The organism is Anaerobiospirillum sp. NML120449 (genome assembly GCF_023051105.1).
GTDB lineage: Bacteria > Pseudomonadota > Gammaproteobacteria > Enterobacterales > Succinivibrionaceae > Anaerobiospirillum.
This window is the reverse complement of record NZ_JALKIL010000013.1, coordinates 68,671-81,185: the sequence shown is the minus strand read 5'-3', so window position 1 is coordinate 81,185 and position 12,515 is coordinate 68,671. Positions and strand designations below refer to the sequence as shown.

Below are 12,515 nucleotides of genomic sequence, written 5' to 3'. Positions count from 1 at the left end.
TTAACGGACTATCCAAAGGAGTGCTGCGATCCCTCCTCGTCATGGGACGATGATTTTTCTCGCCGCAAGATTTTTATGAAGTTAAAGCGCTTTGTAGCTAAAGATATGCGTGAGGCCCTCACCCGGGTAAAGGATGAGCTGGGCGATGACGCTATCATCATGTCGAATAAGAGAGTTGCAGACGGCATTGAGATCGTGGCAGGTGTTGAAAGTCTGCCAGTTCCTAAGCCGGCTGCACCTGCAGGTGCGCGCCCAGGCGCTGCACCGGGTGCCCAGGCAGCCCCTGGTGCCCCTGGTGATCGCCAGCTGTCCGAGGACAGGGTTGATTTAAGTGGCAACAAGCCAGGCCGTGCCCCTAACGATCGCAGACTCATTGGTGGCAAGAACCAGGCATATGCCCAGAGCCTTATCGAAATTCTCGAGCGCCAGAAGGCCATGAGCAAGGAAACGGGCGACAAGCTGCTCAACAATATTGCAGCTACCCGTGAACAGCAGAGCAAGGATCAGGAAGATCGCCGTGCTAAAGCCAGCTCATTAAAAGGAACAGGTGTCTCAAGAATTATTAATCCAGTAGTTGGAGAAGATGACGATATGGCCAATGACCCAATGAAAAAAGCCGGCCCATCACGTATTGATCCATCACTGGATGACGATGCCGATCTTTTCAAAACTCCGCCACTGCCACTGTCACAGCAGCGCGAGTTCAAGAACTTTTTCGTTAAGTCCAAGACCAAGCAGGAAAAGGAAGAGTACGAAAACAAGGCTGGTATCGATACCTACCGTGGTGCCGGTACTCCTGATGTGGCTGTCCGCCAGGACCTTGAGAAAATGCGTGCAGAGGTGGAGAACATCCGCAAGCTGCTGCAGTTTGAGCTGGCCGGTCTGCTTCAGGACAACCGTTCGCGCAATGAGCCGGTAAAGGCCATGGTCTTCAAGCTGCTCAATTCTGTAGGCTTTTCGGAGAATGTGGCTGACAATCTGGTCAACCAGCTTCCTGCCGAGATTACCTTCAATGACGCCTGGCGTGAGCTGGTGCCTATTATTGAGCGCGCAATTCTCACCGGTGATGATGAAATTGTTTCCAAGGGCGGTATTGTTACCCTTATTGGTCCTGCAGGTGTCGGAAAGACGACAACCCTGGCCAAGCTTGCTGCCCGCTTCGTCATGCGTTACGGCCCGCAGCGTGTGGCCATTGTAACTGCTGACCACTACCGTATTGGTGCTGTAGAGCAGATTAAGACCTATGGCCGTATCATGGGCTGCTCTACTTATGCCGTAAAGAATCTGGGCGAACTGCCTCAGCTGCTTTACACCCTTTCAGACAAGAGTCTGATTCTGGTAGATACTGCCGGTGTGGGCTTCAAGGATGAGCGTTTCAACGCTCAGCTCTCTCAGCTCAAGCTGCAGTCATCTCTCCAGCTCAAGCACTATCTGGTGCTGCCTTGCACTACCCAGCGCAAGGTTCTTCAACATGCTTATGACCACTTCTCCACTGTTGGTCTGACCGGTCTGATTCTGACCAAGATTGACGAGTGCCAGAATGTAGGTGATGCTCTGTCACTTTGTATTGAGATGAAGCTGCCAATCAGCTACATCACAGACGGTCAGCGAGTGCCTGAGGATCTGGATATTCCAAATCCAAATGCTCTGGCCCGCCGCGCTCTGTCAGCCGTCGAAGACGACGCTGCCCAGCGTGAAATGGCCCGCCAGTAGTCCTGGCATTCAGCCCGGAAACTGATGTACAAGTCAGCGTGAACGGGTCAGGCAGGGGCAACAGTGAGGCTTTAGGGCCTGCGCCTCAGCCGGTACAAAAGCGCATGCAGCCAGTGTATCGGCATAGCTGGTACAAAAGCGCATGAAGCCAGTGTATCGGCATAGCTGGTACAAAAGCGCATGCAGCCAGTGTATAGGCATAGCTGGTACAAAAGCGCATGAAGTCAGTGTATCGGCATAGCTGGTACAAATGCCCATGAAGCCAGTGTATCGGCACAGCTGGTACAAAAGCCCATGAAGCCGGGCTGTCTGCACAGCCTGTGCAGCTGTTCAGGCAGTGAATGTTTTCACTGCATTAAGTTCAGGTCTAAACTGATGCGGCTTAATTCTTGCATCTCTGGGGGTGCAGGCATGACTTTGTCCACCTGACTGTACGAATTTTGACGCTGCTGCAGCACAGGGTATCCCGTGAGCAATCGTGGAGAGAGCGTACATTAAGTGCAATCCCTGACATGCAAGATGCTGCCAAAAGCTGTTAGTGCGATCTGCGTATCTGTAAGCACGGTGCTTAATATAGTAAGATTACTAGATATTAAGACCGGCATGAACAGACCGGATTTGTCATAACTTCAGCATAGTCACCTGCTTGATTTTCCGGCCCCTGAATCAGTTTATTTCAGGGTGTAACAGAGGCTCCGGACAGACCTCAGGTCTGAAAGCCGCAAGTTTCTGCTCTGTAATTTCTGCTGAAACTCAGAGCACAAGATTTTCAATTAGCGCATAGAGCGTGAACTTTTAGCTTAAGAGTTTGCTGGTGTAGGATATCGTTTGTATGGCACCAAAATACAAATGGAGAAGAGTTAAGGTTATTACTGTTACCGGCGGTAAAGGTGGCGTCGGTAAGTCATCAGTGTCCTTAAATTTAGCCGTTTCCCTCTGTCAGATGGGCAAGCATGTCATGCTGTTCGACGCTGACCTTGGTCTGGCTAATATCGACGTTATGCTGGGACTCAAGGTTCGAAAGAACCTGGCTCATGTGCTGCGTGGCGAATGCACTCTTCAGGAGATCATCCAGGATGGCCCAGAGGGACTGCGTATTGTTCCTGCCTCCTCCGGTCTTAAGGAGATGGCTGAGCTGTCCATCGATCAGCATGCCGGTCTCATCAGAGCATTCTCCAGCCTTGAAGAGCCTGTAGACTTCCTGATTGTTGATACCGCAGCCGGTATTTCCGACATGGTGCTGTCATTCTGCCGTGCCGCTCAGGACGTAATCATGGTTGTGTGCAACGAGTCAACCTCCGTTGCTGACGCCTATGCCCAGATGAAGGTTCTCTCCAACGATTACGGTGTTTCCAAGTTCCGCATTGTTGCCAACCAGGTCCACTCTCTGGAAGAAGGCAAGTTCATGTTCAAGAAGCTGGTCACCCTCACCGACAAGTTTCTTGATGTGGCTCTTGAGCTGTGCGCCTGTATCCCAATTGATATCAACATGCGCAAGGCAATACGCCAGCGTACCTGCGTAGTTGATGCTTTCCCTCAGGCACCTGCTGCCCGTGCTTTCAAGAGCCTGGGACGCCGTGTACTCAACTGGCCTATTCCTGATATTGCCGGTGGCTATCTGGAGTTCTTTGTTGAGAACCTGATTCGCCGTCCAGATGAGCATGGCAATCTGCCTGAGCTGCCTCAGACACCTGATTTCGACATCTCTCAGGGCAGTGGCCTTGAGCCTCCAGCCTCTATCGGCAGCCAGCTGGGCCTGCAGCTTGATGGAGACGTCAACTTCAAAGAAGGTCAGATCGCCATCGATGAGGATGATGAGGAGATTGCAGATCAGTTTGCCAATGTTCGTGAAGATGCCATTGCCAACGGACTTATTGATCCGGAAGACGAACCAGCCCGCTGATTTCCGATTGTTCAAACAAAAAAAAACCGCACAGCTGTGCGGTTTTTTTGTGGATAAAATCTGCAGGGATTCTAAAATGGCCTCATAAGCTCCCACCCTGTAGCCCTCTGGCATGGTGTATGAGCGTTGGCATGTCCGGTTCATCAACGCCACCTGCGCGGGCATTGCCTGAGATAGGCGCCGGATGCGCGGGCATTGCCTGAGATAGGCGCCGGATGCGCGGGCATTGCCTGAGATGGGCGCCGCCTGCGCGAGCATTGCCTGAGATGTTGGCTGCCTGAAATGAGTGCTGCCACGTCAGAGCAGGCTCATATGTGCAGCCGACCGGAAGCGGCTGCACGGAAGGCCGGGGCAGTGGCATGATTTAAGCAAATCTAGGAAGTTCACTGGTGCAAAGGGCAAGTGATGGCCCTGATTGCATCAATGTGCCGCTCTGTACTTCGCTGCTGCAGACTCAGAGGCTGCAGAACAGAGGACACAGTCTGTACAGCTTCCCGGTTTAAGCATTGTGATATAAGTATATGCTCACGGCAAGGCAAGTGTGAGCCTGGCATGTGAATGATGCATTAATCACCAGGACAGGCGGCAGGGGAGCACATGGCACATTCGTCTGACTTTATCCGTAAGTCCGGCCGTTTATGATTGACAGCTGAGGTTTATACGGATGCTGATTGCTCCTTTTTTGAGCTTTTTGAACAATTTTTGAGGCAGAGCGCGGTATATTGGCACTTTGCTAATTTTGTACTTGTCATATACTCTGGTAATATTAATTGGATAAGCCCGTGTTGCTGACCGTCAGCAGCATGCTGGCATATCGCAGTCAGTACTGCCTGAATATATCTGTTCTCGGAGCTCCGTTTTCGAACCTGGCTATTCATTGCGAATAACGGCACGAAACCGTACCAGGTTGAGCTTTTTTGAAAACTGCTGTGCATTTTTTTATTTTGCAAGGCAGTGGTTTCCGGAATCTGTTTGAATTATCAGAGCCGGCGGTTTTAGGTTTCAGGCCGCCAGCAGACTGTAATAACAGTTGAAGTCCTGTTTCAGCTCAGACCGAAGAATTGGGAAAAAATCGTTTCATGGGTAACCTTAATCAAGCAATGTTAAAAGGTGCAAAAGCCTACGAAGGCCAGAGAGTTGCAGAGCGTAACACTCTGGTGGTCAAGTACGCACCTCTCGTGAAGCGTGTTGCTTTGCACCTTAAGACCCGTCTGCCATCATATGTGGACGCCAATGACCTCATTCAGTCTGGAATGGTTGGTCTTATTGATGCCATTCAGAACTTTAAGGACGGACAGGGCGCTGCCTTTGAAACCTATGCCGCCATCCGTATTCGTGGATCCATTATCGATCAGCTCCGTCAGAGCGACTGGACCCCTCGTTCTGTACACCAGAATACCCGCGCTATTCGCGATGCTCTGACACGACTTTCCCACGAACTGGGACGCCCACCTACCGATATCGAAGTTGCAGCCCGTCTCAATGTTGATATCAACAGATACCATCAGATGCTTCTTGAGAGCAACAGCTCCCAGATCATGTGTATTGAGGATACAGGTCTTACTGATGACGTGATCGGTGACCGTCCTTTAAATGAGATTTCCGGCACCAACCCTGATGACAAACTCTTTGAGTCGCTCAACGGACTGCAGTTCCGTGACGCTCTGGCCAAGTCCATTGAGAGTCTGCCAGATCGCGAGCGCACCATTGTCAGCTTCTACTACGATCAGGAGCTCAACCTCAGAGAAATCGGCATGATTATGGGCATTTCAGAGTCCCGTACCTGCCAGATTCTGGCTCAGGCTCTTGTACGCCTGCGCGGTGACCTCGAGGACTGGTCTTCACTCCCGTCAGAAGAAATACGTCAGCGTGGCGAAGTGCCGCCTCGTAAGATCACAAAGCCACAGCTGCCTCCAGTTAAGCTCAAGTCATCACTGCTCTTTGATGAGTCAGGTGAGATTAATGACACTCCATTGATTCCTGGCTCCAAACCTGCTCAGCTCAGCCACATAAAGACTGCTACTGATGACAAACCTAAGGCTGCCAGCACCGACAGACCATTACTTGATACCATCAAAGATCCTGCCACCAGGAGGTCAAAGGGTGCTATCGGTTACGACGATGATGTTCTCAGTGCTCTTGATGATCTCGAGTCCTTTGAAGAAATGCAGAACAAGGAGCTTCCTGAGATTGCTGTAGCTGTTGAGAAGCCACGCAAGCGTGGCCGCCCAGCAGGCCGTGCCCGTTACGAGGCCATTGCCGAGCATACCAGTGCCGATGCCAGATCAGAAAAGTCACGCGGCGATGCAGTCACCAGGGATGTTACTGCAGACCATACAGTTTCACTTTCAGTACGTCCTGACACCTCCAGCAGCTCCGGTGAGGCAGAAGCAGAGTCATCAGCTCAATCAGCTGATGAAGAGCCGGTAAAAGCTGAAAAGCCACGCAGAGGTCGTCCAAAGAGCACAACTGACTCGGTCAGGCACCGTGGACGCCCTTCGAGCAAGCCTGTGGTAATGTCCATGGAAGAGTTTGCTGCCATGCAGCAAAAGCAGAGCACCAGCTCAGCCAAATAATCCGACCATCCATAATCCCCGGCCATGTTCGGACTGACATGTTCGGACTGCTGCGTTCGGCCTGCCGCGTTCGGACTGCGCTGTTTTGTGACATGGCTCAATAGACCAGACAGGCTATGGGGCAGCAGATCCAGCCCGGACCAGACCAGCCCCAGGTCATATCCAGCCCGGCTGTGCCTGACCAGTCCCAGGTATGTGCCAGCCTGGCACATGTAAGGCCCGTCAGGGCCATCAGCTGGCAGTAAAGCCAGGAGAGATTGCAGGCCATGCATGTAAGCACATGGCAGGGCAGCTGAGCTTATCAGAAGAGCTTGCCGGGGCGGCATTTAAGCGCTTTAAGTCGTACTGGTATAATGCTCATACGTAAGTTGTTATTGCCTGTGCTCAGGAATCTGGCTGAGTATGCTGACTGCTGTTCACATGCCTTGCTGATATTCTAAAAGCCATCAATTGTGCTAATATATGCTGATTTTCCGGAGCATGGCTTCATCGCATTACTGGCATTTTGCGCATCAGTACATTAAAGTGCCTGTTGTATCAGGTTATTGTAGTTAACCGGCAATTTAACATCCTGTAACAGTGTGTTGTGGCTAAAGTTTGTAACATTGCAGCCGTTTGAGGGGACGGTATCTGGGGCAGCCTCAGTTTCCTCCACTCCCTGATCATATGAATCTGGCTGTGTGAGTCACAATCCATGATGGCTTTGCGTTAATGGATTCAGGCCAGCCCGGTAAAAACCTTGCTTTGTTTAGTCTGACAAACGATTCTTGAGGCACCCTGATATTAAGGGGGTGCGTTACTCAACATAAGAGAGCCCTGCTTATTTCAGGCCCGTCGGCCAGCGATTCAATATTCCATTATTTCAAGTTTTAAACAGATTTCCCGCAGTTTTGCAGTATGTCTGCACAGCTGTCGCTCATAATGCTCGGTCAGGGCTGTTCACGGCTGCAGTTTAAGATACACAGTTGATGATGCCGCCGTCATTTAATCCGGTATGGAACAGAGCTTGCAGCATAATGACATAGTCAGAAAGGAGCACTCCCAACAAAAGGGCCACAAATCTTGTCCATTAAAGTCTGCATGCCTGAGATTCTGAGTATCTTAAATCTGGTACAAAGCTTAATCATTTCAGGAAAACAGCCCGCCCTTTCAGTGTCCTGATCTGCTTTTATGTATCAATGAGTCCATGGATAAGGACGGCCTGCTGGTGTAAAATGCGGGCGCGATACAGTACAGAAAAGTCCCTGTGAATCATCTTTTGCAGAAAATTGACAGACGCCTCAGAGAGCTTCCGGCCCGTGTCCGGGCAAACAAAAAGTCAGGCATATATTTGCTTGATATAACAATTGGCGCTAATATTAGAGCTTGTAACAACGTTTTACGCCTGTCAGAAGGGTCTGATACAGGCGTCGTGAGCTGAGCGCTAATCCTGTCAGGATTATCGTCTGTACTGATGGCATGTCCTTAAACGGACCGGTACAGTTATTCATAAGCAGCTGCTGTTGCTCCAGTAAATCACCAGAGCGACATGGCAGTGCTGATGAAACAGATTTTTGTCACATGTCAGTGATATCGGGCCAGGTATTTCCTGCCTGAGCCCCGTCAAATCAGGCCTGCTGTCCTGCAAATGCAGAACATCAGTTTTTGAATGCCTGAAGACCTTTTGCAGTTAAGGAGAAGATCTTGGATAAAGATATCAAGATTTTGATCGTCGACGACTTTTCAACCATGCGACGCATCATTAAGAACCTGTTGCGCGATCTCGGCTACAACAACACTCATGAGGCCGATGATGGTGCTACTGCTCTGCCTATGCTTGAAAGTGGCGACTTCCAGTTCGTAATTACCGACTGGAACATGCCTATCATGCAGGGTATTGAGCTGCTCCGCAAAATCCGTGAGAGTCCAAAGCTCAAGTCACTGCCTGTTTTAATGGTTACTGCTGAAGCCAAGCGCGAGCAGATCGTTACAGCTGCCCAGGCTGGTGTAAACGGCTACATTGTCAAGCCATTCACCGCTGATATCCTCAAGGGCAAGCTCGACAAGATCTTCGAGCGCCTTGATGGTGGTGAAGCTTAACTGAAGGTGGAGCGGTAAATGTCCGATTTAAACCAGGCCGACGCAATGTTACAGGAGAGCGACAAGCCTCTCATTACTCTGGCTGATGCTGAGGAAATTGTAATGCTGCTGCAGGCTGGCATGCAAAAGGAAGCTGACAGTAAGCTGATTGCCATTACGCAGCAGCATGAAGAAAGCTTCTATCAGCAGGTAGGCTATCTGACCCGTGATCTTCACACGGCAGTGCAGAAGTTTGCTTACGATCCAAGATTACGTGAGATCACTGACGAAGAGATCCCTAACGCATCCGAGCGTCTCCGTTACATCATCTCTGTAACGGACAAGGCCGCAACCCGTACTCTGGATGCAGTAGACAGATGTACTCCAATTGCCTATGCATTAAAGTCATCCATCGATGATCTTATGCCAATCTGGAAGCATCTGATGAACGGTCGCATTGACCGCTTCGAGTTCGTATTTTTATGCCATCGTATTGACGATCTTTTAAAGAAGACCGCAGAAGACGCCTCAGATCTGTCCAATCAGTTAAATGAGATCCTCATGGCTCAGGACTTCCAGGATCTTACCGGTCAGATGATTCAGCGAGTCATCGGCCTGGTTACTGAGGTAGAGGGTAAGCTCGTTGAGTTCTTACGCTTCTTCGGCCAGTACACACCTGAGCAAGATCAGGAAAGACTCAAGCAGAAAGCAATTGAGGCCCAGGGTCCAGCTCTTGATAGTCAAATTGAGGCAAATACTGCCGCTGCTTCGCAGGACGAAGTGGACGACTTACTCGCAAGTCTCGGCTTTTAGGAGTAGAAGATGGATGAGGAGATACTACAGGACTTCTTGGTTGAGGCAGGCGAAATCATTGAGCGACTCGATGAGCAGCTTGTCCAGATTGAGAAGACTCCTAATGATAAGGACCTTTTAAACTCTATTTTCCGAGGCTTCCACACAGTTAAGGGCGGTGCCGGCTTCCTTGAGTTAAACGAGCTGGTAGACATCTGCCACGCAGCTGAGAACGTGTTCGACATGCTGCGTAACGGCAAAATCACCTTTAACGCCGAGTCATCGGACGCTGTTCTGCAGGCTTATGACGAAATCACCCGTCTTTTTACCGCTGTTCAGAACCGTGAGCCATTAGAGCCTGTCCCTCAGGAATTAATTACCCGTCTGCATGACATTGCTGACGGCAAGGGCTCCGGTGGCGGTGCTGCTCCGGCAGCTGCCGCACCTGCTCCTGAGCCAGCCGCTCCGCCACCACCACCTCCGCCACCTCCACCACCACCACCTGCACCTGCTCCAGCAGCTGCAGCTGAGTCAGGGAGCGGGGGCAGCATTGATGACATTACTGAAGAAGAGTTCGAAGCTCTGCTCGATCAGCTTCACGGTAAGGGTCATGCTCCGGGTGAGGCAGGTGACGCTGCTGCCCCAGCTGCCAGTGGTTCTGTAGACGCGACTGACGTCGAATTTGACAAGATGCTTCAGGCTGCCGGTCATAACGAGCAGCCAGCCGCAGCTCCGGCTGCTGCTCAGGCCGCCGCACCTGCAACTGCTCCGGCTGCTGCTCCGGCTGCTGCTCAGGCCGCCGCACCTGCAGCTGCTCCAGCTGCAGCCGCTCCGGCAGCTCCTGCTCAGCCTGAAAAGAAGCTTACTGGTGCTCAGGCCAAGATCGCCGCCGCCACCAAGGCCCCAAGAAGTGGCAACAATGCCGCAGCAGGTGCTGCCGGTGACGTTGAAACTACCATGCGTGTGGACAGCAAGGTGCTGGACGACATCATGAACATGGTAGGTGAGCTGGTACTGGTACGTAACCGTCTGGTGTCCATAGCTGCTCATCGCTCCGATCAGGAGATGAACAAGGTCATCGCCAACCTTGATGTGGTCACTGCTGACCTTCAGGGCTCGGTAATGAAGACCCGTCTGCAGCCAATCAAGAAGGTATTCGGACGCTTCCCACGACTGGTTCGTGACCTTGCCCGTAAGCTCGACAAGCAGATTAACCTCGTCATGGAAGGTGAGGATACCGAGCTCGATAAGAACCTGGTTGACGCTCTGGCCGATCCAATGATTCACATGGTTCGTAACTGCTGTGATCATGGTATTGAGCTTCCAGACAATCGTACTGCCAATGGCAAGCCTGCTACAGGTACCGTAACTCTGTCAGCTGCCCAGCAGGGTGACCATATTCTGCTGCGTATTATTGACGACGGTGCCGGTATGGATCCGGACAAACTCCGTCAGACTGCTATTCGCAAAGGTGTTCTTGACGAGGAGGGTGCAGCCCGCATCTCTGATGAGGAGGCCTACAACCTGATCTTTGCCCCTGGTTTCTCAACCAACACCGAGATTACCGATATTTCCGGTCGTGGTGTGGGCATGGACGTGGTAAAGACCAATATCTCCAAGCTCAACGGCTCTGTACGTGTGCTTTCCGAGGTTGGCAAGGGCACTACCATTGAGATTAAGGTTCCATTAACCCTGGCTATTCTGCCAACCCTGATGGTACAGATCTCCGGTCGGACCTTTGCGCTGCCTCTTACTTCGGTCTCCGAAATCTTCTACCTGGATTTATCATCCATGCGTAATGTGGATGGACAGAACACCGTCATCATCCGTGACAAGGCTGTTCCTCTGTTCTTCCTCAAGCAGTGGTTTGAAAATACCAACATTTCTGAGTACCTCACTGGCAAGGCTCATATCGTGCTGGTACAGGTACCTGCTTCCAACCTGGTAGGCTTCGTTGTTGACGAGCTGGTAGGTCAGGAAGAAGTTGTGATTAAGCCTTTAGACAGCTTACTGCGTCATACCCCGGGCATGTCCGGCGCTACTATCACCTCCGACGGTGGTATCGCTCTGATTCTGGATATTCCAGGTCTGATCCGCGCCTATGCACGCAAAGGCGGCAATCGCTTCTAAACCCGATACAGGCTCCGACCCTGGTCGGAGCCAGGCAGCAAAGCCGCCAGAGCCGAGCTGCCGGTCCGGGATCCCCCGGACCTAACAGACTTAACTGCAATTTAGGGCACAACATACTGTTGTGCTGGAAAAGAGAGGTTTCTTTGAGACCTCTCTTTTATTTTGTCTGCTGTTCATATGTATCAACATATTTAAATAGATCATAAGATTGTCAATATATTTCCCCAAGCCAGCCAGGAAAATTACCTCCGCTTTACAGAAATCGCCCATACCCCGCCACCCGTTCAAGCCAGGCACGGCCCGGTCCCACGAATAGGCCGTCTCCTGCGCATGTGCAGCCCAACGCATATGCCGCCCCCTCGCATAGGCAGCCCCCTCACATAGGCCGTCTCCTGCGCATGTGCAGCCCCACGCATATGCCGCCTCCCACGCATAGGCAGCCCCTCACATAGGCCGTCTCCTGCGCATGTGCAGCCCCCATGCATATGCAGCCTCCTGCGCATAGGCAGCCTCCGGCACATATGCAGCCGCCACGCATAGGTGTTCGCCGTGCTGGGGCATTGCAGGGAGCCATGCTGGGCGGCCAACACAATAAGCGCGGGCTTCGTGCTTCTGGCCCCGATATGGCTCTGTATTGCAACCAGGAGACAGCCAAATTGGCTTAGCAGCCCATAGACAAAGTGGCTGAGCTGGGAGTGGGCCCAGACGTGGGCAGATTAGTATTGCAGAACAGTGCTGCGGACAACTGGTCATATATCATGTCTTATATGCGGGAGCCCGTATTTATAGGCCTAAAGCACAAACCGTTCTTCTATCAGGCGTTGTATGTCTGTATCAATAAAAATTTTCAGATAGATACACAAAGCTGCTATTTTTCCCATAATGGCGTATCTTAAGTGTACAAAAGCCCGGCTTTATGGACTTTTTGCTTTAAAGTCTGGCAATGTAACTTAAGCCGTGCATATCCTTGCCGATATACACACCATTGCAGTAATGGCTTATCAGCCATAAAATGCACAGTCAAACACATCACCTGTATTCATTCCTTTTAATCATAAGGGGAAATCAGCGTCAGTCAGGCCGCGCGACAGCTGAGTCTTATTTTGCGGGCAGAACCTGCAGATAATGTTGCTTTTAGTAAGTGCCGCCTGCTAAAACTGCGTTACTACCTGAATCTGCTCTGTCACACATGTTTAGGCAGGCAGAACCTGCTGAATCTGTTCAGACATAAGGGCGGTCCATTTCAGGTTTCACTTTCTCTGTATGCAAAGGTGCGCTCTGTTGCAGCAATACAGCAGCGCAGGACGGATCACGTGCCTGCATTGTGATTTGCACGAGCGGTT

Annotated in this window: 5 protein-coding genes and 1 pseudogene; all 6 read left to right on the top strand. The window is 51.3% G+C overall.

Translation table 11 applies throughout. The annotated features are described in order from the left end of the window. Nucleotides 1–75 precede the first annotated feature (75 nt). Nucleotides 76–1,713 (top strand): flagellar biosynthesis protein FlhF, encoded by a 1,638-nt coding sequence (gene flhF / locus MXE41_RS05750; protein ID WP_246978749.1) that lies wholly within the window; start codon nucleotides 76–78, stop codon nucleotides 1,711–1,713. Nucleotides 1,714–2,545: 832 nt separating this feature from the next. Beyond that, nucleotides 2,546–3,364, top strand: a pseudogene (locus tag MXE41_RS05745) (MinD/ParA family protein); the annotation flags it as partial. Between the two features lie 1,313 nt (nucleotides 3,365–4,677). Continuing rightward, a complete protein-coding gene (locus tag MXE41_RS05740; protein WP_247099697.1) occupies nucleotides 4,678–6,192 on the top strand; it encodes an RNA polymerase sigma factor FliA in 1,515 nt (504 codons plus the stop codon). A 1,683-nt stretch (nucleotides 6,193–7,875) separates the two neighbouring features. After that, nucleotides 7,876–8,271 (top strand): chemotaxis response regulator CheY, encoded by a 396-nt coding sequence (locus MXE41_RS05735; protein ID WP_246978747.1) that lies wholly within the window; start codon nucleotides 7,876–7,878, stop codon nucleotides 8,269–8,271. A gap of 18 nt (nucleotides 8,272–8,289) precedes the next feature. After that, complete coding sequence (locus tag MXE41_RS05730; RefSeq protein ID WP_246978746.1) at nucleotides 8,290–9,063, top strand: protein phosphatase CheZ; 774 nt, start codon at nucleotides 8,290–8,292, stop codon at nucleotides 9,061–9,063. Nucleotides 9,064–9,072: 9 nt separating this feature from the next. After that, nucleotides 9,073–11,172 carry a chemotaxis protein CheA gene (locus tag MXE41_RS05725; RefSeq protein ID WP_247099696.1) on the top strand — a complete coding sequence of 700 codons (2,100 nt, stop codon included), beginning with the start codon at nucleotides 9,073–9,075 and terminating at the stop codon, nucleotides 11,170–11,172. The last annotated feature ends 1,343 nt before the right edge of the window (nucleotides 11,173–12,515 follow it).